This is a genomic window from Pseudomonas sp. p21, assembly GCF_001642705.1.
In the GTDB taxonomy this organism is placed as follows: Bacteria; Pseudomonadota; Gammaproteobacteria; order Pseudomonadales; family Pseudomonadaceae; genus Aquipseudomonas.
This window is the reverse complement of sequence record NZ_LWBV01000005.1, coordinates 300,959-323,060: the sequence shown is the minus strand read 5'-3', so window position 1 is coordinate 323,060 and position 22,102 is coordinate 300,959. Positions and strand designations below refer to the sequence as shown.

Sequence of the window (22,102 nt, the reverse complement as noted above, 5' to 3'; positions counted from 1 at the left end):
TCTTGCTGCGATCCGAGGCGATCTGCCTTGTCGTGCTTCGCGTAACCAAAGCAAGCCCCCAGGGCCTGGGTGCGATGGTGAAAAAGATTTGAGGTGCTCCCGGCCTGCATAACGACAAGACGGAGGCACCCCATGGCGGTTCTAGACAGCGCATCCACGGGCAGCGCGCCCCAACGCGGTATCACCCGGGAGGAGCGCAAGGTCATCTTCGCCTCGTCCCTGGGTACGGTCTTCGAATGGTACGACTTCTACCTGTACGGCTCACTGGCGGCGATCATCGCCAAGCACTTCTTTGCCGGGGTCAATGAAACCACCTCGTTCATCTTCGCCTTGCTGGCCTTTGCCGCCGGCTTTGCCGTGCGGCCATTCGGTGCCATTGTGTTCGGCCGCCTGGGCGACATGATCGGGCGCAAGTACACCTTCCTCATCACCATCGTCATCATGGGCCTGTCCACCGCCGTGGTGGGCCTGCTACCCAGCTACACCACGATCGGCGTGGCCGCGCCGATCATCCTGGTTACCCTGCGCCTGCTTCAGGGCCTGGCATTGGGTGGCGAGTACGGCGGCGCGGCCACCTACGTGGCCGAACATGCACCCAAGGGCAGGCGCGGCTTTTTCACCGCCTGGATCCAGACCACGGCCACCCTGGGGCTGTTCCTCTCGCTGCTGGTGATCATGGCCTGCCGCACAGCCATGGGTAACGAGGTGTTCGAAGCCTGGGGCTGGCGGGTGCCGTTCCTGCTGTCGATCCTGCTGCTGGTGATTTCGGTGTACATCCGCATGCAACTCAACGAGTCGCCGGTGTTCATGAAGATGAAGGCCGAGGGCAAGGCGTCCAAGGCGCCGCTGACCGAATCGTTCGCCCGCTGGGACAACCTCAAGGTGGTGATCATGTCGCTGCTCGGCGGTACCGCCGGCCAGGCCGTGGTGTGGTACACCGGGCAGTTCTATGCGCTGTTCTTCCTGTTGCAGATGCTCAAGATCGAGCCACAAACCGCCAACCTGCTGATCGCCGGTTCGCTGCTGATCGGCACGCCGTTCTTCATCTTCTTCGGCAGCCTGTCCGACCGCATCGGTCGCAAGAAAATCATCATGGCCGGCTGCATCATCGCCGCGCTGACCTACTTCCCGATCTTCAAGGCACTGACCCAATACGGCAATCCGGACGTGTTCGTCGCCCAGGAGCAGAACCCGGTAGTGGTGATGGCCGATCCTGGCCAGTGCGCGTTCCAGTTCGACCCGGTGGGCAAGGCCAAATTCACCAGTTCGTGCGATATCGCCAAGAGCCTGCTGGCCAGGCGGGCCATCCCCTACAGCAACGAAGCGGCCGAACCTGGCAGCGTGGCGCAAATCCGCATTGGTGAACGGGTCCTGCCGAGCTTTGATGGCAGCAGCCTGGCGGCCGCGGACTTCAAGGCGCAGAGCGACGCCTTTACCGCGACCTTGAGCGGGGCGTTGAAAGAGGCGGGCTACCCGGAGAAGGCCGACCCGGCGAAGATCCACTACCCGATGGTGCTGTTGCTGCTGACCCTGCTGGTGGTCTACGTGACCATGGTCTACGGGCCGATCGCCGCCTGGCTGGTGGAGCTGTTCCCGGCGCGAATCCGCTACACCTCGATGTCGCTGCCTTACCACATCGGCAACGGCTGGTTCGGCGGTTTCCTGCCGACGGTGGCGTTTGCCATGGTGGCGGCGACCGGGGATATCTATTACGGCTTGTGGTACCCGATCGTGATTGCGGTGATGACGGCGGTGTTGGGGATTTTCTTCCTGCCGGAGACCAAGGACCGGGATATCACCCACACCTGAAGGTGGAGGCTGCCAGTACCGGCCTCTTCGCGGGCTTGCCCGCTTCCACAGGTACGCACAGGCTTCGAGAACTGTGCAGTACCTGTGGGAGCGGGTTCACCCGCGAAGAGGCCGGTACTGGCAACCCATCAGTCGTAGTAGCCACGCAGCCCAAAGGCATACCCGGTATCCACCCCCACAGCCTCGCCCCGGCCCCAGCGCTTCTTCAACACGAACTCGAACGCCGGTTCGTACAACCCGTCCCGCACCAGCGCACCCGCCAGCACCTCCACGTCATACCAGCCATTGTCCAGCTCGATGATCGGCCGCCCCGGCACCTGGTAGCGCGCCATCAGGTCACCCAGTGTCTTGGGCGTGAAGTGTTGCAGGATGCGCCAGGTGTACAGCATCAGTGCACCGTGCTCGACCTGCAACACATAGCCATTGCGGCGGTGCTTGAGGCGGCTGCCGGGTTCGCACAGGGCCGGGGTGTAGCTGTCCAGGGTGAACAGGATGCGGTAGGGCAGGTTGTCGATCCCGGCCAGCGGCAGCACGATACCTTCGCGCACGGCCTGGTCGCCGCTGTCGCCGTGGGTGAACGCATGGGCCAGGTCGTCGGGCAGTTCATGTTCTTGCTTGAAGCGCTCAAGCAACTGGATATCGCCGAGCAGAAAGTAGTCGATCAGGTCGTTTAGCACTTCGCTGAATTCGTGGCGCATCTGTTTTCCTTGTTGGTGCGCATGAGGGCAATGGCAAATGTAGCACTTCAGATTGGCTTCAGATTGCCCCCGGATACTGCCCCCAACACCTGACCTGAAAGGGGGACAGCCATGACCCAGGCAGACAGCTCCAGCCTGTTTCCACTGGCTATTGGTAGCCACGGCGATCGCCTTGCCCACTTGACGCTGAAACTCCCGGGGGAACCTGGGCGCGACGAGCTGGAGCAGTTCATTCACGCCCGCTTTGCCTGCGCGCACCACGCCGACGTGCAGCACTACCTGCCCGAGCTGCTCGGCCTGCATGACAGCCATGGGCGCTTGATGGCCGCCGCCGGCATACGCCTGGCCAGCAGTGGCCCGACCTTCATCGAGCGTTACCTGGATGAACCGCTGGAGGTGGCCGTGACTCGACTGTCGGCCAGCCCGGTGAGCCGTGCGCAGTTGGTCGAAGTGGGTAACCTGGCCGCGCTCAGCGCCGGCAGTGCGCGGATCATGATCATTGCCGTGACCTGGTTGCTGGCCGCACGCGGCTTGCAGTGGGTGGCCTTCACCGGGGCCGCGACCCTGGTCAACAGCTTTCATCGCCTGGGCCTGGTGCCCACGGCGCTGGCCGTGGCCGACCCGGGTCGGCTGAACGGCGACGCCGGCAGTTGGGGCAGTTACTACGCGCAGCACCCGCAGGTGTTCGTCGGCAGCATCGGCTACGGCCATGAAGCCCTGGCCCGCGGCGGAGTGTTCGAGCGGTTGGGTTTGCCCGCGAGCGTGCAGGAGGCCGGCCATGCCGCATGAATGCCAGCTGTTCAGGGAAGTGTTGCAACTGCATGCCCGCCACCGAGGGGCGCAACCGGCGTTGCTGGGCCTTGCCGGGCCATTCACCTATCAACAGTTGCTGGACGAGGTCGAACACCGCCAGGCCTGGTTGAGCGCGCAGCCACCGGGCACCTTCGCCCTGGCCCTGGAGAATGGCCCCGAGGCGCTGTTCTGGGACCTGGCGGCGCTGTTCGCGGCGCGCCCCATCGTCATCCTGCCGGCGTTCTTCAGCAGTGCCCAGCGGCGCCACTGCCTGGCGCAGAGCGGGGCGGTGCTGGCGCTGGCCGATGAGGCCTTCGCTGACGACTTGCACGCCAGCGGCTTCAGTGCCGGTGAGCGCTTCTGGAGCCGGCCGCCGCCAGCGAGCGCGCCCTTGCCACCGGGTACCGCGAAGATTACCTATACCTCCGGCAGCACCGGTGCACCCAAGGGCGTATGCCTGAGCGCCGATGCGATGCTGCGGGTAGCGCGTGAACTGGAGGCCGCCAGCCGGCCTACGGCGCCGGGCAAGTACCTGGCGGTCTTGCCCCTGGCAGTGCTGCTGGAAAACCTGGGCCTGTACGCGGCCCTGCTAGCCGGGGCGAGCATTGCCCTGTACCCGCAGGCGCAGCTGGGTTTTCGCGGTGCCAGCCAGGTCGACTTCAAGCAGTTGCTGGGCGCCATCGCCTTGAGTGGTGCCGAAAGCCTGATCCTGGTGCCGCAACTGCTGCTTGGGTTGGTCACCGCGATCGAACGCGGCCTGATGCGAGTTGGCCCGTTGCGCTTCGTGGCGGTGGGCGGCGCGCGGGTGGCGCCGAGCCTGCTGGCCCGTGCCGAGGCCATCGGGCTGCCGGTGTTCGAGGGCTATGGCTTGTCCGAATGCGCCTCGGTGGTATGCCTCAACCGCCCCGGCGGCCAGCGCCCGGGCAGTGTCGGGCGGCCGCTGCCGCATGTGCAGGTGCGCATTGCCGAAGATGGCGAGGTGCAGGTAGCCGGCTCGGCGTTGCTCGGCTACCTGGGCGAGCCACCCTTCAGCGAGCCGTGGTTGTCGACCGGTGACCTGGGGCACTTCGACAACGACGGCTTTCTGTATCTGGCCGGCCGCAAGAAGCACCAGTACAGCACCAGCTTCGGGCGCAACGTAAACCCCGAGTGGGTCGAGGCCGAACTGACCCAGGGCGGGGTGATCGCCCAGGCGTTCGTTCACGGTGAGGGCTTGGCGCACAACCTGGCGCTGCTCTGGCCGCTGGACCCGCAGGCCGATGATCACACCCTGGAACAGGCCGTCCGCCAGGCCAATGCCGGGCTGCCGGACTATGCCCGGGTACATGCCTGGCGGCGCTTGCCCGAGCCCTTGAGTGCCGCCGGGCAAACCCTGACCGCCAATGGCCGGCCACGCCGCGAACAGATCCTGCGGTGTTACCAGTCTTTGCTATCCGACCTTCAATGAGCGACGAGGTTGCCATGCTTTTCTTCGATATGCTGCAACAGGAAACCGCCGACGAGCGTACGGCATTGTTCAACGTCCCGGTCATCCGCGACGCGCTGGCCGGCAAGGCCAGCCTCGAGGCCTATGTGGCCTTCCTCACCCAGGCCTACCACCACGTGCGGCACACCGTACCATTGATGATGGCCTGCGGCGCCCGGTTGCCGGCGCGGCTGGAGTGGCTGCGCGGTGCAGTGTGCGAGTACATCGAGGAGGAGTACGGCCACGAGCGCTGGATTCTCGATGACATCGCCGCCTGCGGTGGCGATCCGCAGCAAGTGGCGGGCGGCCGCCCGGCGTTGCCCATCGAGCTGATGGTGGCATTTCTCTACGACCAGATTGCCCGTGGTAACCCGGTCGGGCTGTTCGGCATGGTCAATGTGCTCGAAGGCACCAGTATTGCCCTGGCCACCCAGGCTGCCGGTACCCTGCAGAGCAGCCTTGGCCTGCCGGACCAGGCATTCAGCTACCTGAGTTCCCACGGCGCCCTGGACCAGGACCACATGGCCACCTACCGCGGGCTGATGAACCGACTGGACCAGCCCGAGGACCAGCAGGCGGTAATCCACGCCGCCAAGGTTGTGTATCGCCTCTACACCGCCATGTTCGAAGGGCTGCCGCGTGCCGCGCAGCAGGAGGCACAGCATGCGCTTGCCTGATTGCGTGGCGGTGCTCACCGGCGCCAGTGGTGGCATCGGCCTGGAACTGGCGGACCAGCTGTGCAGCGCCGGCGCCCGGGTGCTGGCGGTAAGCCGGCAACAGGGCAAGCTGGCCGAGCTGATGGTGCGCTACCCTGGGCAACTGCTTTGGCAGCAGGCCGACCTGCGCAGCGCCGAAGGCCGCCGCGACGTGCTGGAAGCGGCGCGGGCGATGGGCGGTTGCAACCTGTTGATCAACGCCGCCGGGGTCAACCGTTTCGCCATGCTCGAACAGATGGACGAGGCGGCTCTGGACGAGTTGTTCGATCTCAACATCAAGGCCGCCGTGCAGCTTACCCGCCTGTGCCTGCCGCTGCTGCGCGAGCAACCCAGTGCGCTGGTGGTGAACGTGGGTTCGATCTACGGCTCGATCGGCTACCCCGGCTATGCCACCTACTGCGCCAGCAAGTTTGCCTTGCGCGGGTTTTCCGAGGCGCTGCGCCGCGAGCTGGCCGACACTTCGGTGAACGTGCTATATGCCGCACCGCGCACCACCCACACGACGATGAACAGTAGCGCTGCGCAGGCCCTGAACCAGGCGCTGAAGGTGGGCGTCGATGACCCGCAGGATGTCGCCCGGGCAGTGCTCGATGCCGTGCAGGCCGAGCGCAGCGAACTGTACCTGGGCTGGCCGGAAAAACTTTTCGTGCGCCTTAACGGCATGCTGCCGGGCGTGGTCGACCGCGCCCTGCGCAAACAACTGCCGCTGATCCGTCGCTACAGCACCTGGCACAGCAAGGAGTCGAGCAAATGAAGCGTCTGATACTGGCCAGCCTGCTGGCCATCGCCCCGTTCACCTGGGCCCTCGACCAGAACGGAGCCCAGCAACTCAATGCCATCCAGCAGCGCTGGGCGGTAATACGCTACAACCTGCCCGAAGCCCAGCGTGCCGGGGCGTTCGAGGCCCTGGCGGTGCAGTCGGCGGCGTTGGTGCGCCAGCATCCGGGCTCGGCCGAACCGCTGATCTGGGACGGCATCGTCAACAGCAGCTGGGCCGGTGCCACCGGCGGGCTGGGCGCGCTTGGCAAGGTCAAGGCCGCCCGTACCAGCCTGGAAAAGGCCCTGGCCATGGACCCCAAGGCGCTGCAGGGCTCGGCCTACACCAGCCTGGGTGCGCTGTACGACCAGGTGCCCGGCTGGCCGCTGAGCTTCGGCGACCAGGCCAAGGCCGAGGCCATGCTGCGCCAGGCGTTGGCGATCAACCCCGATGGTATCGACAGCAACTACTTCTGGGCCGATCATCTGTACCGGCAGAACCGCTACGACGAAGCCCGCGCCGCTTTGCAAAAGGCGTTGCAGGCACCGCCCCGGCCCGGCCGGGAGCTGGCTGACCAGGGCCGCCGCGGTGAAATAGATGCTTTACTCAAAGCGATCAAGGACAAACAGGATTGAGCATGCGCCTGCTGCTGGTTGAAGACGACGCCGCGCTGGGGGAGGGTATCTGTGACGGCCTGCGCCGCGAGGGCTATACCCTCGACTGGCTGCAGGATGGCGCCAGCGCCTTGCATGCCCTGTGCCACGAGGAGTTCGACCTGGCCATCCTCGACCTGGGCTTGCCGCGCCTGGACGGCATCGAGCTGCTGCGGCGCCTGCGCGCGGCCGGGAAGAGCCTGCCGGTGCTGGTGCTGACCGCCCGCGACGCCACCGACGACCGCATCGCCGGGCTGGATGCCGGCGCCGACGACTACCTGGTGAAACCCTTCGACCTCAACGAACTCAAGGCCCGCCTGCGAGCCCTGCTGCGGCGCAGCAGCGGCCGCGCCCAAGTGTTGATAGAGCATGCCGGGGTGTGTCTGGACCCGGTCAGCCAGCAGGTGCGGTACCTGGGCCAGCCGGTGGTGCTCACGCCCAAGGAATACCTGTTGCTGCACGAGTTGCTGGCCCAGCCGGGCAAGGTGTTCACCCGCGAGCGGTTGACCCAGTTGCTGTATGGCTGGGATGAAGAGCCGGAGAGCAATACCCTGGAAGTGAACATCTACCAACTGCGCAAAAAGTTGTTCAACGGCCTGATTCGTACCGTACGCGGGATCGGCTATCTGGTGGAAGTCAAGGCATGAGCTCGCTGCGTCAACGCACCTTGTGGCGGGTGATGCTGCTGTTGCTTGGCGGCAGCGGATTGTTGGCGCTGTATAACTACCACGACAGCCGCCACGAAATTAACGAGGTGTACGATGCCCACCTGGCGCAGAACGCGCGGCTGCTGCAGGGCATCATGAGCCTGCCGGTGCAGGGACAGAGCCGTGACGAGTTATACCGCGCCTTCGACGAGGCCTTGAGCAAGGCCGGGCAGGACAAGGTGGGGCACCGCTATGAGAGCAAGCTGGCCTTCCAGGTATGGGCCGACGACAACGGCTTGCTGGTGCACACGCCCAGCGCCCCGCAGCTGGGGCAGCCGCCCCGGGCGCCGGGGTTTGCCGACATGGTGGTGGATGGGCACCGTTGGCGCAGTTTCGTCTTGCCGGTGCCGGAAAAACACTGGGTAATCTGGGTGGGTGAGCGCAACGACGTGCGTGACGACCTGATCGAACGCATCGTGCGGCACACGCTGTTGCCATTCCTGTTCGGCAGCCTGGCCCTGGCCTTGCTGGTGTGGGCGGCCATTGGCTGGGGGCTGCGGCCGTTGCAGAACATGGCCAGGGTGATCCGCGCCCGCCACGCCGATTCACTCGAGCCGTTGCAGCTGGTACCGCTGCCGAAGGAACTGGAGCCGATGCAGGCGGCGATCAACCGCCTGCTTGGGCAGATCGACGACCTGCTGCGCCGCGAGCACCGTTTCATCGCCGACGCCGCCCACGAGATGCGCACGCCCTTGGCCGTCCTGCGCCTGCATGCGCAGAACGCCCTCAATGCAGCCAGCGAGGCCGAGCGGGACAAGGCTCTGCAGTTCCTGATGGGCGGTGTCGACCGCCTTGCCCGGGTGGTCAATCAGTTGCTGACCCTGGCCCGCCTGGAGCCGCGGCCAGGCCAGCGTGCCTGGCAGCAGGTGGACCTGGAGGGTGTGGTGGCCGAAACCCTGGCCGAGCTGACCCCATGGATTCTGGAGCGCGGGCTGGAGCCTTCGCTGGATATCGCAGCAGGCGACTACCACGTGCACACCGACGCTGGCGCGCTGGGCATTGCCTTGCAGAATTTGATGACCAATGCCGTGGACCATTCGCCAGCGGGGGGGAGGGTCACCGTGACGCTGCAGCGTGACGGGCAAGCCCTGCTGATCAGCGTCGACGACGAAGGGCCGGGCATCGCCGTGGCAGACCAGCAGCGGGTGTTCGAGCGTTTCTACAGCAAAGGCTCGACCAATGGCGCCGGGCTGGGGTTGTCGATCGTCAGTACCATCATGAAGCACCTTGGTGGCAGTGTGCAGTTGCGCAATCAGCTACCACACGGGTTGCGCGCCACCCTGCGCCTGCCCGTGGGGCCGTAAACGCACATCTAGTGCTTCTGGGCGATCTGGATCAGGTTGCCGCAGGTGTCATCGAACACCGCTACGGTGACGGGCCCCCTAGGGGTGGGCGGCTGGGTGAACTGCACACCCGCCGCGCACAGCCGGGTGTATTCGGCCTGGATGTCACGCACACCGAACGAGGTGGCGGGGATGCCGTCCTGCCTGAGCGCGGCCTTGTATGCCTTGGCGGCCGGGTGCGCGTCGGGCTCCAGCAGCAGCTCGACGCCGTTGGGGTCGTTGGGGGAGGTGAGGGTCAGCCAGCGGTGTCGGCCCATGGGGATGTCGTGCTTGGGCTCGAAACCGAGTATGTAGTGGTAGAAAGCCAGGGCTTTGGCCTGGTCGTCGACGAGGATGCTGGTGACTACGATCTTCATAAACGCACACCGTATGCCTGGGGTCGATGAGTATCAGTAAAGCCGTTCGGGGGTATTTGACCAGTGCCAGCGCTCGGGCAGGGGGGGTACCTTTGCCAGGAACATGCGCTGCTACAGCTGATCGCGTTGACGGGTCTGGTGGGGCTGGCTGTGTTTCCAAGTGGGCTGCGAGCTGAACGGGCATTAACGTTGGTCGGGCTTAATCAACCAAGCCAGGAGTCATGACCATGCAAGAAGAATCGATGAATGAACTGCCAGCCCGCGATGACCACGATCGACTGGATCACCCGGAACCTCAGGAGACACTGTCCAGACGCAAGCGTGGGGTAGGCCCGGTGGTCGGCATGGCATGCGCGCCAGGGTACAAACTGATCGGCGACGACTGTGTACCGACGAATGTCGACTTCGAGTAATACGCAAGGGGGGCGCAAGGCGTCCCCCTACAAAAAACCTGCCCAAGCCATAGGTAAATCCTTCCTCACCCAGCCCCCACCCACCCACAGCCAAGGGTAAAGTGTCAGGCATGATCCCAGCGCGCCCAGACCGGCGCCAGAGAGGTGCCCGTGGCGGCCTACACATTGCGACAACTCAAGTACTTCGTCACCACGGTGGAGGCCGGCAGCGTTGCCGAGGCTTCACGCCAGCTGTACATCGCCCAGCCGTCCATCTCCACGGCCATCAAGAGCCTGGAGGAAAGCTTCGGCGTGCAGCTGTTCATCCGCCACCATGCCCAGGGTGTGTCGCTGACGCCCAGCGGCAAGCGCTTCTATGCCAAGACCAAGTCGCTGCTGCAGATGGCCCACGAATTCGAGCAGAACGCCCTGGCCGACAACGACACCGTGGCCGGGCAAATCGACATCGGCTGCTTCGAAACCGTGGCACCGCTGTATCTGCCGCGTCTGATCGCCGGCTTTCGCCAGCGTTACCCGGGGGTGGATATCCGCCTGCGCGACGGCGAGCAGCAGGACCTGATCCAGGGCCTGACTGCCGGTACCTTCGACCTGGCGTTTCTCTACGAGCATGACCTGGACGGTACCATCGAGGCCGAGCCGCTGATGCCACCGCAGAAGCCCTATGTGCTGCTGCCCGAGAACCACCGCTTCGCCGGCCAGGCCCAGGTATCGCTGCGCGACCTGTGCCCGGAGCCGATGATCCTGCTGGATGTGGCCCCCAGCCGCACCTACTTCGTCAGCCTGTTCAACGAAATGGGCCTGACGCCCAACATCGTCTTCAGCTCGCCGTCGATCGAGATGGTGCGCGGCATGGTCGGGCAGGGTTTCGGCTTTTCGCTGCTGGTGACGCGACCGCATTCGGAGTACACCTACGACGGGCAACGCCTGGCCATGCTGGATATCGCCGAGCCGGTGGCACTGTCGGGGTTGGCGGCAGCGTGGTTGAAGCGGGTGCAACTGACCAAGCCGGCGCAGCTGTTCGTCGAGTTCTGCCGGGAAGAACTGGCCAGGTTCTGAAACAGGCACGCCATGCTTCTCCTGCCGAAGCATGGCGTGCCTGCTGATCAGGGACTGACCTGGTAGCCGCGCCCCTGCAGGCACCCGGCGTAGGCACTGGCATGGGCCTGGGCTTTCGCTTCGTCCTGGCCGCGGCGGTCCTGGCGGCGGTCCTGACGCTGGCGCATGCCACCGACCGCAGCACCGGCGGCGGCTACCTCACCGGCGCGGTTCTGCCGGTATTGTTCCTTGGCATCGTCACCGACCCGGTCATACAGCTCGTCGTGCTGGTTGCCGCGCACCTGCGCGCCCGCAGCACCGGCAACCGCGCCGGCAGCGGCACCGCGTACGCGGCCACCGACATGGGGGTCGCTGGAGGTTGCGGCACTGTTCGCGGCATTGGTCGCGACGGTATTGCAATCATTGATATCCAGTTGCATCTGCTGGCTGCTCTGGCCCTTGAGCGGCACCACCGACTGCGCCTGGGCTGCCGATGCCGCGCACAGCAGCACCAGCAGGTAACTCCACGTGAACGTACGCATGGCAAACCTCCAGCGGGTGGGGATCCCGCTTCACAGGATAGTTCGCCTTTGCTGTCAAGGATGGCAGTTTTGCCTGGATGGTCTAAACCGGATATCAGATGTGGTCCGCCTGCATATCACGGCCCGAATCCGGGTTACCTGTGGAAACTCCATGAGCCAGACCCAGCACCTGATCATCTGTGAGTACTGCGACACGGTGTACCACCGTGCGCCGCTGCTCAAGCACCAGCGCGCCGTTTGCCAGCGCTGTGGAGGGGTGCTGTACCGGTACACCTCGCTGACCGTACAGCAGCGGCTGGCCCTGAGTGTGACGGGTGGCATCCTGCTGGTGTTCGCCAACTTCTACCCGGTGATGACCATCGGCATGCAAGGGCTGACCCACTCGGCGACGTTATGGGACTCGGTGCAGATCCTCAGCCACGGCAGTATCACCTTCATCGCCCTGGTCATGGCCTTGTCGATCATCTTTGCGCCGGTGCTGCAGATTGCCCTGTTGTGCTGGCTATTGAGTTTCGCCCTGGCCGGCCAGCGTGCCCCCGGTTTTGCCCTGTGCATGCGCAGCCTGGAGAGCCTGCGGCCGTGGAGCATGCTGGAGGTGTGCCTGCTGGGGGCGATGGTGGCGGTGATCAAGCTGGCGGGGTTGCTCGATGTGATTCCCGGCATCGGCCTGCTGGCCCTGGCCGCGTTGAGCATGCTGATCATCCATATCGCCGGCAAGGACATCCGCGACTTGTGGGAACAGGTATGAATACCCCGGCCAACGCCGACGACCTGGGCCTGTGCCTGTGCCATGGCTGCGGCAAGGCCTGCGAACTGGGCAGCGGCGCGCACGCCTGCGACCGCTGTGGTGCCGCCATTCACCGGCGCAAGGCCAATGCCATCAGCCGCGGCTGGGCGTTTCTGCTGGCGGCGCTGATTTTCTACATCCCCGCCAACCTGCTACCGGTGATGCACACCGAAATGCTTGGTAGCGGCAGCGAAAGCACCATTGGTGGTGGCGTGCTGGAGTTCTGGGAGGCCGGTGCCTGGGACATCGCGTTGATCATCTTCATCGCCAGTGTGGGCGTACCGGCCATCAAGTTCTTCTCGCTCGGCCTGTTGCTGTTCACCGCCCAACGCGGTTCCACCTGGGCCTGCCGGCAGCGCTCGCAGCTGTACCGCTTCGTCGAGTTGATCGGTTACTGGTCGATGCTCGATGTGATGGTGGTGGCACTGGTGGCGGCACTGGTGCAGCTGCGCGGGCTGGGCACCATCGAGCCGCGGGTGGGCATTCTGTTTTTCGGCATGGTGGTGGTACTGACCATGTTTTCTGCGATGAGCTTCGATCCACGCCTGATCTGGGATCGCCGTGTCAACGAGGGAGGCCGTATTGATGGTGCAACAGACTGACAAGCGCGAGGGCGCGGGGCAGGTTGAAGTGCACACCCGGCGCTGGAGTGTGTCGCTGGTATGGATCGTGCCGATATTGGCGATCCTGATCGGCGCTTCGCTGGTGGTGCGCAACTGGATGCAGCAGGGCCCGGTCATCGCCATTTCCTTCCACTCCGGGGAAGGGCTGGTGGCGCACAAGACCCAGGTCAAGTACCGCAGCGTGGTGATTGGCGAAGTCACCACGGTGGAACTGGCCGACGACAAGAAGAGCGTGGTCGCCAAGGTCCAGTTATCCAACGACGCTCGCGGTTTTGCCACTCAGGGTGCGCGCTTCTGGGTGGTGCGGCCACGCATTGGGGTGGGCGGCGTGTCCGGCGTGGACACACTGTTGTCGGGCAGTTTCATCGGGGCGGATTCCGGCGAATCGAAAGTGCCGGAGAAGTCCTTCGTCGGCCTGGAGCTGCCACCGCCGATCACCTATGACGAAAAGGGCAAGCGCTTTGTCCTTACCGCCAGCGACCTGGGGTCGCTGGATATTGGCTCATCGATCTACTACCGCAAGATCCCGGTGGGTGAGGTGGTGTCCTTTGCCCTGCAGGGCGATGGCAAGGGCGTGGAGATTGGCATATTCGTGCAGGCCCCCTACGACAGCTTCGTCAGCGCCGATACCCGCTTCTGGAACGCCAGTGGTGTCGACATGCAGATCGGTGCCAACGGCCTGAAGATCGATACCGAATCGTTGTCGTCGATCCTGGTGGGCGGGCTGGCCTTTGGCTCGCCCGACTTCGCCCCGCAAGCCGAGCCCGCTGCCGATCAGGCGCGCTTTCAGCTGTTTGCCGACCGCGACACCGCCCTGGCACCGCCCAGTGGCCAGGCGCAGTACCTGCAATTGCGCTTCGACCAGGCCATGCGCGGGCTGTCGGTGGGAGCCCCGGTGGAGTTCAAGGGGGTGGAGTTTGGCCGGGTCACCTCGGTCAAGCTTGACTACGATGCCACCCGGCAGACCTTCCCGGTGGTGGTCGATGCGGTTATCTACCCACAGCGGTTGGGGCCGGTGCACCGCAAGATGCTGACCGTGTTCAAGCATGCCGAAGGCGACGTGGACGGCGCACGGCGGCTGATCGGCACCTTCGTCGAGCACGGGCTGCGGGCCCAGGCGCGCAGCGGCAACCTGATCACCGGGCAGATGTTCATTTCCCTGGACTTCTACCCGGATGCCCCCAAGGTGGCCTTCGACAAGACCGCCGACCCCATCACCATCCCCACATTGCCAGGCAGCCTGGAGCAGTTGCAGGAACAGCTGCAGCGAGTGGTGGAACGCATCAGCAAACTGCCGCTGGAGAGTATCGCCAACAACCTGGACGGCAGCCTGCGTGAGCTGCGCGCCAGTCTCAAGCAGTTCAATGGTCAGACGCTGCCGGACGTGAAGGTGGCGCTGGACGAAGTGCACAAAACCCTGCGCACGGCCAATTCGGCCATTTCCGAGGACTCGCCGCAGCGCGAGCGGATGGGTGAAACCCTGGATGAACTGGAGCGCATGTCGCGTTCGTTGCGTGACCTTGCCGATTACCTGGGCCGGCACCCCGAATCGCTGATACGTGGCCGGCCGAAAGCGGCCAGTGCCGCAGACCTTGAACCCTGAGGAGACAGCCGATGCATCGACTGCGCAATATGTGTGGCGCCAGCCTGCTGGCCGTGCTGTGGGGCTGCAGCAGTACCCCGAACAACTATCACACGCTGGTACCGAGCGAGCCAGTGCGCGACAGCGGCCAGCGCATCCAGGTGGCGAGGGTGGCCGTGCCGCCGCAGGTGGACCGCCCGCAGTTGGTAGTGCGGCAAGGGCAGAGCGGCCTGGCCATCCTCGAGACGGAGTGGTGGGGGGCCAACCTGGTGGATGAATTCCGTAGCGCCTTGCAGGACCAGTTGGGCGGGCCAGTGGGGGGCGGCAAGGCGTCGCTGCGGGTAGATGTGCAGCGCTTCGATACCGTGCCGGGGCGCTACGCCTCGCTGGAAACGGTATGGCGCCTGACGCGCCCGGGTGAGGCCGAGCTGACCTGCCGTACCTCGCTGCAGACGCCGGCGGACAACAGCATTGCCAGCCTGGTCAACGCCCACCAGGTCAACCTGCGCAAACTGGCCGAGGCGGTGCGGGGGAGTGCCCGCCAGGGCAGCTGTGCACAGCCTGCCTGAAGGGCTGACCGATGCATGGTACTTGTGGGAGCGGCCTTGTGTCGCGAAAGGGGCGCAAAGCGCCCCCGGAAATTTCAACTACAAAACAATCAGTTCAGGCTGCCAGCATTCTGTGTCTTGCCACTACTGACCGACTGCTGCCCCCGCTCTGCCTTGTCCAGCGGCAGCTGGTCGAATTCGCGCAAGCCGTCCTTGCGGTACGGGTCGCCAATCCAGCGCGGTGCCACCACGAACTGCGGGTTGACCAGGCTCTTGGCCGGTTCGTAACGGTCATAGCTCAGCCCGGCCAGGTCGGACAGGGTATGGATCAGGTGCGAGCTGCTGTAGGGGCGGTCGGCCATCGCCTGCAAGTCGCGCGGGTGCTCGGCCTGCCAGCTGGGCGAAGTCCACAGCAGGAACGGGATGGTGTACATCGGCCGGGTTGGCGCGCCTTCGTTGCGCCCCAGGCGGTCGTGGTTGCCAGAGCTGTACACATCTTCGCCGTGGTCGGACAGGTACAGCAGGAAACCATTGGGGGTATTGGCCGAGTAATGCTTGATCAGGCTCGATACCACGTAATCGTTGTAGCGCACCGCGTTGTCGTAGAAGTTGTAGGTTTCCACCTGGTCGGCCGTCAGCTTGGCGGGTACCCCCTGGCGGTCGTTGAAGTGCGCGTAGTCGTTCGGGTAGCGGTAGCGATAGTCCATGTGTGTACCCAGCAGGTGCACGATGATGAACTTGTTCGGCGCCGGGTCCTGCAGGGCCTTCTCGAACGGTGCCAGCACCACGTCGTCGTACTGGCTGGCATTCTGGTTGCGCTGGTTGTTCAGGTACACCGGCGCGTCCGTCTGCTGCGAGAAGGTGGTCAGCATGGTGTTGCGCTTGGTCATGGTCTGCTGGTTGGTGATCCAGAAGGTCTTGTAGCCGGCCTGTTTCATCAGGTTGATCAGCGACGGGTCGGTGAGGAAGCGGTCCGGGTTCTGCTCGTCGCCGAAGGTGAGAATCTGTTGCATCACTTCAATGGTGTACGGGCGTGGCGATACCACGTTGCGGAATACCGTCAGGCTCTTGTCGCTGGCGGCCAGTGCGTCGAGGTTGGGCGTGGTGTCGCGGTTGTAGCCGTACAGGTGCATGTGCTCGCGGGTGGTGGACTCGCCCAGCACCAGCACCAGCGTGCGTGGCGCTGCACCGCTGCTGTCATGCAGGTTTTGCAGGGGGGGCAGCGCAGCGTTCTGGGCCAGCAGCTCCTGCATGTTGTCCAGCTGCTGGCGGTACTGGCGGTAGCCGACCAGCAGTTGCCAAGGCACGGCGGGTTCCATGCGCTGCTGCACCTTTTCGGCCGCATCGGCGAAGCTGCGCTGCTGGGTCACCATCTGTTTGTAGAACGGGTACACCAGGTTGGCCAGCAGCAACAAGGCGACCACCGGCAGGCGGCTGCGCAGTGGCAGGCTGACCGGGCGTACGCGCTTCCACAGCAGCACCGCCACCAGGGTGTACAGCAGCAATGCCAGGCCCAGCCAGACGCTGAAGTACTGGCTGAAGTACTCACCGGCCTCGGCGGTGTTGGACTCGAACATCACGAAGATGACGCTTTGCGAGAACTCCTGGCGATAGATGCCGAAGTAGCTCAGACCCACCAGCGAAGCGGCCCACAGCACCAGGCCGATGACCGCGGCAGTGGCACGGGTGAAGCGTGGCAGCAGCAGCACCGGGGCCAGCCACAGGCTGCTGAGGAAGAATGCATCGCGAAAGCCGGCAAACCCGGTGGTACCACTGAACAGCAGCAACGCCTGGGTCACGCCCGAGAAGTACCAGAAAAACAGCAAAAGCCAGCCCAGGCCGGCCCAGTCCACGCGCTTGGGCGAGGAGGGGGATGGAGTGTGTGACACGTATGCCTCGTCGTAGCTTGGCGGCCAGCGGATGTGCCCGTGACCGGAAAGGGCGTGACGCTAATCTGCCGGGTGTGAAAATAACGTCAACGAGACGCTGGCCCGGGCAAGGTATGATGTGTTCAGCCAAACCAGACTGACAGGTCGAGTGAGAATGAACCGTCGCAAGAAGATCAAGCAGCTATTGCAGGCGCATGCCAAGAAGGCCAGCGCCAAACTGGCGCCGCGCAAGCCCAAGTACATTTGCAAGGCCGACCGTTTGAAGATGGAGGCTGAGGCTGCAGCGGATACCCCAGGCGTTACGGAGAACTGATGCCTGTCACGCACCCCTGTGGGAGCGGCCTTGTGTCGCGATAGGGCCGCAGAGTGGCCCCAGGTTCCAGCATTACGGCAACCAATGCTGGGGCTGCTGCGCAGCCCTTTCGCGACACCAGGCCGCTCCCACATCGAGCGCGCCAATTGCGGATCAACGATCAACGGCGGTAGTAACGATAATCGTCATGGTAGCGGTGGTGCATGGCCCGATCATGGCGGCGCTCCCAGTCGCGGCGGCGTTCCCAGTCTCGCCGGCGTTCCCAATCACGGCGGGCTTGCTCGCGGCGCCACTGTTCGCGGCGCCAGTCGCTGCGGTGGTCATGCCAGCGGTCGTCATCGTGGGCCAGCAGCGTGGCCGGCTGTGCATCGGCCACACTGGCCACCCTGGACCAGGGGTTGCCGGCAGGCTGCAACGGTGATTGAACCGCCGGAGTCGCCGCTACGGGCGCCTTCATTTGTGTTGCCGACGCCGTGCCCATCGCCGCGAACGAGAACAGGCCGAGCAGCATCAACCTTGCGACATGTATTTTCATGAGCGAAGCCAACCTCTGATAACAATTGAGCCATCTGGCCAGCAGGTGGTCGGCGAACCTTGTCTCGCGTCCCGCTACCTTTCTGTGCCTCCCACATAGACCGGAAAACGGGAAAAAGTTCGCAGCGGCAACAAGTTGTACAACTTTTGCACCTCAGCCCCGCGACCCTTTGCCAAGGGGCCGCTCACTTGGCGCGCGCTTTCTGCAGCATGTCCTCAAGCAAGGCAATCAGCGCGTCCGGGTCCATCTCGGTAAAGGTTTCATGGGAGGTTTCAATGATCATCCGGGCGAAGGCCGGGCTGTATTCGAGCGCTTCCTCCTGATCGGCTGCCGGGGCTATCGGCTTGTCGTCGCCGGTTCGATGATTGAAAGGGCGGGCAAGGCCGCCCCTACAGGGAAAACGCGATCCCTTGCAGGAGCGGCCTTGTGTCGCGATGGGCTGCAAAGCAGCCGCAAAATCTCACCGGCAACATCTAGCCAGCCTTCTACACAAAAGCCCGCCCCCCACGCCGACGGTCTTCCTTCAGCAACCCCTCCACCTTGCGTAACGCCTGGCCCAGCGCAGCCTGGTCCGGCGCGCCGCCCAGCGAGATACGCACGGCATCCGGCCCTTGCGTCGCCACGCTGAACGAATCCGCGCCGGCCACACTTACCCCCACATCATCCAGGGCATGGGTAAACCGCTCCTGGTGCCAGTGCGCCGGCAGTGGCAACCACAGGTGCAGCCCGGTGGGGTGCGCCTGGAACTCATGGCTCAGCAGTGTGCGCGCCAGCTGCTGGCGAGCGCGGGCTTCACGCTGGATCTCCTGCACCAGCTCCCTGGCCGTGCCGCTGCGAATCCACTGCTCGACCAGCGCCAGCAGCAGGGCCGAGCAGCCCATGCTTGATGCCCGCAGGCCCCTGAGCAGGCCTTGCCCGTCATCGCCACGCGGCGGCAGCACGAAGGCGGTGCGCAGGCTCGGCCACAGGCACTTGGACAGAGACGCCAGGTAATAGGTGTTGGCACCGCCGGTCAGGCAGGTGATGGGCGCAGGCGCGTCGTCGAGCAGGTAGCGATAGGGGTCATCTTCGATCAGCGTGATCCCCTGTTCGAGTACCACCTTGGCAATCGCCTGGCGTCTGGCCGCGTGCATGGTGTGCGCGGTGGGGTTGTGGAAGGTGGGGTTGAGGTACAGCAGACGCGCGCCGCTTTCCCGGCAGGCTTGCTCCAGGTGGCCAGGACACATGCCGTCTGCGTCAGCGGCCACCGCGACAATGCGCAGCCCCAGTTGCCGGGCGGCCAGCAACAGGCCGGGGTAGGTCAGCGGGTCGCAGAGGATAGCGTCGCCGGCCCGGGCATGGGCACTGAGGATGGCGAAGATGGCCGCCTGCGAGCCGGAGCACAGTGTCAGGGCACTGCTGTTCAGATCGCCCAGCGCCGGCTTCAGCCAACCTTGGCCGGCCTGCAGCAGCGAGCGGGTGGTCGGTTCGTCCTGGTAAGGCGACAGCGCTTCGATGCGGTTGCGCTGCAGCACCTGCCCGAGCCCGGCGCTCACCAGTTGGGCCATCGAGCCATTGGCCGGCTGCGGCGGGATGTTCATGGTCAGGTCGACGCCGGCCAGGCTGGGCACTTCGCTGGCACCCAGGATGAAGGAGCCGCGGCCACTGTACGAGGCAATTAGGCCGCGGTTGCGGGCTTCGGCATAGGCCCGGGTCACTGTGGTCAGGTCGACACCCAGGTGTGCAGCCAGCACACGCTGCGGCGGAATCTGCTCACCTCTCTGCAACATCCCCGACTGTATGGATTCTGCGAGCATGTCTGCAATCTGTATGTATCTTGGGCCTGCTTTTGGCTTGAAAGGCCTTGTCCAGCGTGTTTGAGCAGCTTCTGTTGGCGCATCGGCAAGAGGCATGGGCATTCCTCCCGGTTGTCACTCCATACACTTAGGAATATCATGACATACGGTTGTTAATTAATCCATACAATATGGAAAGCGTATGGCTATATTGATGTGCACCGGAATGGCGCGGCAGGGTTGCAACGATAAGCGCTTCCGGGCTGCCAGTCATGGAGATGTTCGATGAATGACTGTCATCTGATCTGCGCCAATCGTCTCGACGATGGCGCTGTCGTCTGGCTCGATACCGGGCATGAGTGGGTGGAAACGCTGCAACAGGCCGGCACCTTCGACGCGCAGGCCCTGGCGCCGGCAACCCTCGCCGCCGAAGCGGCGGTACTGGCCAACCAGGTGGTCGCACCGACGCCTTGCGAAGCCTGGGTGGTCGACGGCCTGCTGCAGCCGAAAAGCCTGCGTGAACAGCTGCGCTCGCGTGGCCCGTCGGTACGCAGTGACCTCGGCAAGCAGGCTGCCGGCATGCCGCCAGGTAATGAGCACGTTGCTGTGCGCCCGGTCCTGCCCGTCGAGGCGGGGCAGGCAGGGGTGTACCGTTATGATCCGTTCGAGCGTGAGTTTCTCAAGGAGCGCGCCCGCCAGTTCGAGCAGCAGGTCGCCCGTCGCCTGAGTGGCGAGCTGGACGAAGAGGCATTCAAGGTCTATCGGCTGATGAATGGGCTGTACCTGCAATTGCACGGCTACATGCTGCGCGTGGCCATCCCCTATGGCACCTTGAGCGCGCTGCAGCTGCGCCAGCTGGCCTATGTGGCGCGCACCTATGACAAAGGCTATGGCCACCTCACCACCCGGCAGAACATCCAGTTCAACTGGCCGCGCCTGGCCGATACCCCAGAGATCCTGTCGGTGCTGGCCGATGCCGACCTGCATTGCATCCAGACCAGCGGCAACTGCATCCGCAACGTCACCACCGACCATTTTGCCGGGGCTGCCGAGGATGAAGTGCTGGACCCGCGGGTGCATGCCGAGATCCTGCGCCAGTGGTCCACCGACCACCCGGAGTTCACCTACCTGCCACGCAAGTTCAAGATCGCCATCACCGGCAGCCCCAGGGACCGCGCCGCCGTACGTTTCCATGACATCGGCATCCTGGCGCAGCGCAACGTGCAGGGTGAGGTCGGCTTCCAGGTGTATGCCGGTGGTGGCCTGGGGCGTACCCCTATCGTCGGCACCCGGGTGCGGGAATGGCTGCCGGAGCGCGAACTGCTGCGCTATGTCGAGGCCATCCTGCGGGTGTACAACGCCCTGGGGCGGCGTGACAACCTGTACAAGGCACGCATCAAGATCCTGGTGCGCGAGCTCAAGCCCGGCCGCTTCATCGAGATGATCGAACAAGAGTTCGCCAGCCTGCCGACCGACCACCAATACCTGGAGCCGGCCATCGTCCAGGGCATTCATGCCCGTTTCGTGCAGCCGGCCTTCGAGGCGCTGCCCGGGCTGTGCGACAGCTTCCTGCGCGCGCGGGCGGATGACACCGCGTTCGCCAGCTGGGTGCGCACCAACACCCACCCGCACAAGCAGTGTGGCTACATCAGCGCAGTCATCTCGCTGAAACCGCCGGGTGGCATCCCGGGTGATATCAGTGCCGAGGAAATGCTCACCCTGGCCGACCTGGCCGAGGCCTACTCGCTGAACGAGATTCGTGTCTCCCACGAGCAGAACCTGGTGCTGCCGCACATCCGCCAGGGCGACCTGTACAGCGTGTGGCAGGCCCTGCGCCAGGCCGGCCTGGCGACCAGCAACATTGGTTTGTTGTCCGACTCCATCGCCTGCCCGGGCATGGACTACTGCAGCCTGGCCACCGCCCGTTCGGTGCCGGTCGCCCAGCGCATCGCCTTGCGTTTCGACGCTGCCCGGCAACAGGAGATTGGCGAGCTCAAGCTCAACGTCTCCGGGTGCATCAATGCCTGTGCCCACCACCATGTGGCACACATCGGCATCCTCGGCCTGGACAAGGCCGGCCACGAAAACTACCAGATCACCCTGGGCGGCAGTGCCGAAGAAGACGCTGCGGTCGGGACCATCCTCGGTCGCTCGGTGCCCTTTGAGGAGGTGCCCGACATCGTCGAAGCGATCATCGGCCTCTACCTGCAATTGCGCGAGGACGGCGAGCGCTTCCTCGATACCTACCGTCGCGTGGGGATCGAGCCGTTCAAGGAGGTGCTGCGTGATGCTCGTTGATCGTGATGGCCTGGTCCAGGCCGATACCTGGCGCTACCTGGGCAGCGAAGAACTGCCGACCTACGCCACGCGAACGGTGTTGCGCCCGCAGCAATGGGACGACTACCACATGCGTTTCGGCCAACCGGCCGAGGGCCTGTGGCTGGCCGCCGACCAGGATCCGGCGCAGCTGCTGCCATTGCTCGGGCACCTGGCGTTGATCGTGGTCGAGTTCGCCAAATCCCGTGATGGCCGTGGCTTCACCCTCGCCAGGCTGCTGCGCGAGCGTCACGGCTTTGGCGGTGACCTGCGCGCCGCCGGGCCATTGCTGCCCGATCAGTTCGCCATGTTGCTCCAGTGCGGGTTCACCAGCGTACTCGTTTCGGCCGCCGTGCCGGCGCAGCGCTGGCAGGACGCCGCGGCTGCCCATCGGCAGGCCCGGCCACGCACCCTGCTGGAGCGTCTTTCCCAACGGAGTGAGGCATAG

24 protein-coding genes are annotated in these 22,102 nt (G+C 64.7%); 17 read left to right on the top strand and 7 right to left on the bottom strand.

The window, feature by feature from the left end:
* Positions 1-132 precede the first annotated feature (132 nt).
* A complete protein-coding gene (locus A4C63_RS17060) occupies positions 133-1,809 on the top strand; it encodes an MFS transporter (protein WP_063913712.1) in 1,677 nt (558 codons plus the stop codon).
* Positions 1,810-1,937: 128 nt separating this feature from the next.
* On the opposite strand, the gene A4C63_RS17055 is transcribed toward A4C63_RS17060, so the two are convergent.
* Positions 1,938-2,507 carry a hypothetical protein gene (locus A4C63_RS17055; RefSeq protein WP_063913711.1) on the bottom strand — a complete coding sequence of 190 codons (570 nt, stop codon included), beginning with the start codon at positions 2,505-2,507 and terminating at the stop codon, positions 1,938-1,940.
* Positions 2,508-2,618: 111 nt separating this feature from the next.
* Here A4C63_RS17055 and A4C63_RS17050 point away from each other — a divergent pair, with 111 nt between their 5' ends.
* The 7 genes from A4C63_RS17050 to A4C63_RS17020 are packed head-to-tail and all read left to right on the top strand — an operon-like array spanning position 2,619 to position 8,901.
* Positions 2,619-3,296 carry a thermostable hemolysin gene (locus tag A4C63_RS17050; RefSeq protein ID WP_063913710.1) on the top strand — a complete coding sequence of 226 codons (678 nt, stop codon included), beginning with the start codon at positions 2,619-2,621 and terminating at the stop codon, positions 3,294-3,296.
* On the top strand, positions 3,286-4,746 hold the full coding sequence (locus A4C63_RS17045; RefSeq protein ID WP_063913709.1) for an AMP-binding protein: 1,461 nt from the start codon (positions 3,286-3,288) through the stop codon (positions 4,744-4,746). The genes A4C63_RS17050 and A4C63_RS17045 overlap by 11 nt, the downstream gene beginning before the upstream one ends.
* A 14-nt stretch (positions 4,747-4,760) precedes the next feature.
* Positions 4,761-5,441 carry a TenA family transcriptional regulator gene (locus A4C63_RS17040; RefSeq protein WP_063913708.1) on the top strand — a complete coding sequence of 227 codons (681 nt, stop codon included), beginning with the start codon at positions 4,761-4,763 and terminating at the stop codon, positions 5,439-5,441.
* The gene (locus A4C63_RS17035; protein WP_063913707.1) at positions 5,428-6,234 is read left to right on the top strand and encodes an SDR family oxidoreductase; all 807 of its coding nucleotides are present in this window, start codon (positions 5,428-5,430) and stop codon (positions 6,232-6,234) included. Before A4C63_RS17040 ends, A4C63_RS17035 begins: the two co-directional genes overlap by 14 nt.
* A complete protein-coding gene (locus A4C63_RS17030; RefSeq protein WP_063913706.1) occupies positions 6,231-6,872 on the top strand; it encodes a tetratricopeptide repeat protein in 642 nt (213 codons plus the stop codon). Before A4C63_RS17035 ends, A4C63_RS17030 begins: the two co-directional genes overlap by 4 nt.
* Before the next feature lie 2 nt (positions 6,873-6,874).
* Positions 6,875-7,537 carry a response regulator gene (locus tag A4C63_RS17025; RefSeq protein WP_063913705.1) on the top strand — a complete coding sequence of 221 codons (663 nt, stop codon included), beginning with the start codon at positions 6,875-6,877 and terminating at the stop codon, positions 7,535-7,537.
* The gene (locus tag A4C63_RS17020) at positions 7,534-8,901 is read left to right on the top strand and encodes a sensor histidine kinase (RefSeq protein WP_063913704.1); all 1,368 of its coding nucleotides are present in this window, start codon (positions 7,534-7,536) and stop codon (positions 8,899-8,901) included. Before A4C63_RS17025 ends, A4C63_RS17020 begins: the two co-directional genes overlap by 4 nt.
* Positions 8,902-8,909: 8 nt before the next feature.
* On the opposite strand, the gene A4C63_RS17015 is transcribed toward A4C63_RS17020, so the two are convergent.
* Positions 8,910-9,296, bottom strand: a complete 387-nt coding sequence (locus A4C63_RS17015) for a VOC family protein (RefSeq protein WP_063913703.1) — start codon at positions 9,294-9,296, stop codon at positions 8,910-8,912.
* Positions 9,297-9,523: 227 nt separating this feature from the next.
* On the opposite strand from A4C63_RS17015, the gene A4C63_RS17010 reads away from it, so the two are divergent.
* Together A4C63_RS17010 and A4C63_RS17005 are read left to right on the top strand one after the other, a co-directional pair.
* Positions 9,524-9,709, top strand: a complete 186-nt coding sequence (locus A4C63_RS17010; protein WP_063913702.1) for a hypothetical protein — start codon at positions 9,524-9,526, stop codon at positions 9,707-9,709.
* 150 nt (positions 9,710-9,859) lie between these two features.
* Positions 9,860-10,765 carry a LysR family transcriptional regulator gene (locus tag A4C63_RS17005; protein ID WP_063913701.1) on the top strand — a complete coding sequence of 302 codons (906 nt, stop codon included), beginning with the start codon at positions 9,860-9,862 and terminating at the stop codon, positions 10,763-10,765.
* Between the two features lie 47 nt (positions 10,766-10,812).
* Here the strand turns inward: A4C63_RS17005 and A4C63_RS17000 are convergent, their stop codons facing one another.
* Positions 10,813-11,286: a YMGG-like glycine zipper-containing protein gene (locus A4C63_RS17000; RefSeq protein ID WP_063913700.1), complete on the bottom strand. Its 474-nt coding sequence runs from the start codon at positions 11,284-11,286 to the stop codon at positions 10,813-10,815.
* A gap of 151 nt (positions 11,287-11,437) precedes the next feature.
* Between A4C63_RS17000 and A4C63_RS16995 the strand changes: the two genes are divergently transcribed.
* The 4 genes from A4C63_RS16995 to A4C63_RS16980 are packed head-to-tail and all read left to right on the top strand — an operon-like array spanning position 11,438 to position 14,847.
* Complete coding sequence (locus A4C63_RS16995; RefSeq protein ID WP_063913699.1) at positions 11,438-12,034, top strand: paraquat-inducible protein A; 597 nt, start codon at positions 11,438-11,440, stop codon at positions 12,032-12,034.
* Positions 12,031-12,675 carry a paraquat-inducible protein A gene (locus A4C63_RS16990; protein ID WP_063913698.1) on the top strand — a complete coding sequence of 215 codons (645 nt, stop codon included), beginning with the start codon at positions 12,031-12,033 and terminating at the stop codon, positions 12,673-12,675. The genes A4C63_RS16995 and A4C63_RS16990 overlap by 4 nt, the downstream gene beginning before the upstream one ends.
* Positions 12,659-14,299, top strand: a complete 1,641-nt coding sequence (locus A4C63_RS16985) for an intermembrane transport protein PqiB (protein ID WP_063913697.1) — start codon at positions 12,659-12,661, stop codon at positions 14,297-14,299. Before A4C63_RS16990 ends, A4C63_RS16985 begins: the two co-directional genes overlap by 17 nt.
* 11 nt (positions 14,300-14,310) lie before the next feature.
* Positions 14,311-14,847, top strand: a complete 537-nt coding sequence (locus A4C63_RS16980; protein ID WP_063913696.1) for a membrane integrity-associated transporter subunit PqiC — start codon at positions 14,311-14,313, stop codon at positions 14,845-14,847.
* 89 nt (positions 14,848-14,936) lie between these two features.
* Here the strand turns inward: A4C63_RS16980 and A4C63_RS16975 are convergent, their stop codons facing one another.
* A complete protein-coding gene (locus tag A4C63_RS16975) occupies positions 14,937-16,715 on the bottom strand; it encodes a phosphoethanolamine transferase CptA (protein ID WP_082888355.1) in 1,779 nt (592 codons plus the stop codon).
* A 154-nt stretch (positions 16,716-16,869) separates the two neighbouring features.
* Here A4C63_RS16975 and A4C63_RS25100 point away from each other — a divergent pair, with 154 nt between their 5' ends.
* Positions 16,870-17,028, top strand: a complete 159-nt coding sequence (locus A4C63_RS25100) for a DUF2986 domain-containing protein (protein ID WP_064506462.1) — start codon at positions 16,870-16,872, stop codon at positions 17,026-17,028.
* A gap of 160 nt (positions 17,029-17,188) precedes the next feature.
* Here the strand turns inward: A4C63_RS25100 and A4C63_RS16970 are convergent, their stop codons facing one another.
* The 3 genes from A4C63_RS16970 to A4C63_RS16965 all read right to left on the bottom strand — a co-directional run bounded on the left by A4C63_RS16970 (position 17,189) and on the right by A4C63_RS16965 (position 19,455).
* The gene (locus A4C63_RS16970; protein WP_063913694.1) at positions 17,189-17,539 is read right to left on the bottom strand and encodes a hypothetical protein; all 351 of its coding nucleotides are present in this window, start codon (positions 17,537-17,539) and stop codon (positions 17,189-17,191) included.
* A 208-nt stretch (positions 17,540-17,747) separates the two neighbouring features.
* Positions 17,748-18,008, bottom strand: coding sequence for a hypothetical protein (locus A4C63_RS26370; protein ID WP_156510889.1), 261 nt, complete (start codon positions 18,006-18,008; stop codon positions 17,748-17,750).
* A gap of 40 nt (positions 18,009-18,048) precedes the next feature.
* Positions 18,049-19,455 (bottom strand): PLP-dependent aminotransferase family protein, encoded by a 1,407-nt coding sequence (locus tag A4C63_RS16965; protein WP_063913693.1) that lies wholly within the window; start codon positions 19,453-19,455, stop codon positions 18,049-18,051.
* Between the two features lie 168 nt (positions 19,456-19,623).
* Between A4C63_RS16965 and A4C63_RS16960 the strand changes: the two genes are divergently transcribed.
* Positions 19,624-21,636 (top strand): DUF2849 domain-containing protein, encoded by a 2,013-nt coding sequence (locus A4C63_RS16960; protein WP_063913692.1) that lies wholly within the window; start codon positions 19,624-19,626, stop codon positions 21,634-21,636.
* Positions 21,626-22,102: a DUF934 domain-containing protein gene (locus A4C63_RS16955; RefSeq protein WP_063913691.1), complete on the top strand. Its 477-nt coding sequence runs from the start codon at positions 21,626-21,628 to the stop codon at positions 22,100-22,102. Before A4C63_RS16960 ends, A4C63_RS16955 begins: the two co-directional genes overlap by 11 nt.

What these genes read in the sequence shown, in the direction of transcription:
- A4C63_RS17060 (WP_063913712.1), top strand. Translation starts at nt 133, where the DNA reads ATGGCGGTTCTAGACAGCGCATCCACGGGCAGCGCGCCCCAACGCGGT.
- A4C63_RS17055 (WP_063913711.1), bottom strand. Translation starts at nt 2,507, where the DNA reads ATGCGCCACGAATTCAGCGAAGTGCTAAACGACCTGATCGACTACTTT.
- A4C63_RS17050 (WP_063913710.1), top strand. Translation starts at nt 2,619, where the DNA reads ATGACCCAGGCAGACAGCTCCAGCCTGTTTCCACTGGCTATTGGTAGC.
- A4C63_RS17045 (WP_063913709.1), top strand. Translation starts at nt 3,286, where the DNA reads ATGCCGCATGAATGCCAGCTGTTCAGGGAAGTGTTGCAACTGCATGCC.
- A4C63_RS17040 (WP_063913708.1), top strand. Translation starts at nt 4,761, where the DNA reads ATGCTTTTCTTCGATATGCTGCAACAGGAAACCGCCGACGAGCGTACG.
- A4C63_RS17035 (WP_063913707.1), top strand. Translation starts at nt 5,428, where the DNA reads ATGCGCTTGCCTGATTGCGTGGCGGTGCTCACCGGCGCCAGTGGTGGC.
- A4C63_RS17030 (WP_063913706.1), top strand. Translation starts at nt 6,231, where the DNA reads ATGAAGCGTCTGATACTGGCCAGCCTGCTGGCCATCGCCCCGTTCACC.
- A4C63_RS17025 (WP_063913705.1), top strand. Translation starts at nt 6,875, where the DNA reads ATGCGCCTGCTGCTGGTTGAAGACGACGCCGCGCTGGGGGAGGGTATC.
- A4C63_RS17020 (WP_063913704.1), top strand. Translation starts at nt 7,534, where the DNA reads ATGAGCTCGCTGCGTCAACGCACCTTGTGGCGGGTGATGCTGCTGTTG.
- A4C63_RS17015 (WP_063913703.1), bottom strand. Translation starts at nt 9,296, where the DNA reads ATGAAGATCGTAGTCACCAGCATCCTCGTCGACGACCAGGCCAAAGCC.
- A4C63_RS17010 (WP_063913702.1), top strand. Translation starts at nt 9,524, where the DNA reads ATGCAAGAAGAATCGATGAATGAACTGCCAGCCCGCGATGACCACGAT.
- A4C63_RS17000 (WP_063913700.1), bottom strand. Translation starts at nt 11,286, where the DNA reads ATGCGTACGTTCACGTGGAGTTACCTGCTGGTGCTGCTGTGCGCGGCA.
- A4C63_RS16995 (WP_063913699.1), top strand. Translation starts at nt 11,438, where the DNA reads ATGAGCCAGACCCAGCACCTGATCATCTGTGAGTACTGCGACACGGTG.
- A4C63_RS16990 (WP_063913698.1), top strand. Translation starts at nt 12,031, where the DNA reads ATGAATACCCCGGCCAACGCCGACGACCTGGGCCTGTGCCTGTGCCAT.
- A4C63_RS16985 (WP_063913697.1), top strand. Translation starts at nt 12,659, where the DNA reads ATGGTGCAACAGACTGACAAGCGCGAGGGCGCGGGGCAGGTTGAAGTG.
- A4C63_RS16980 (WP_063913696.1), top strand. Translation starts at nt 14,311, where the DNA reads ATGCATCGACTGCGCAATATGTGTGGCGCCAGCCTGCTGGCCGTGCTG.
- A4C63_RS25100 (WP_064506462.1), top strand. Translation starts at nt 16,870, where the DNA reads ATGAACCGTCGCAAGAAGATCAAGCAGCTATTGCAGGCGCATGCCAAG.
- A4C63_RS16970 (WP_063913694.1), bottom strand. Translation starts at nt 17,539, where the DNA reads ATGCTGCTCGGCCTGTTCTCGTTCGCGGCGATGGGCACGGCGTCGGCA.
- A4C63_RS16965 (WP_063913693.1), bottom strand. Translation starts at nt 19,455, where the DNA reads ATGCCTCTTGCCGATGCGCCAACAGAAGCTGCTCAAACACGCTGGACA.
- A4C63_RS16960 (WP_063913692.1), top strand. Translation starts at nt 19,624, where the DNA reads ATGAATGACTGTCATCTGATCTGCGCCAATCGTCTCGACGATGGCGCT.
- A4C63_RS16955 (WP_063913691.1), top strand. Translation starts at nt 21,626, where the DNA reads ATGCTCGTTGATCGTGATGGCCTGGTCCAGGCCGATACCTGGCGCTAC.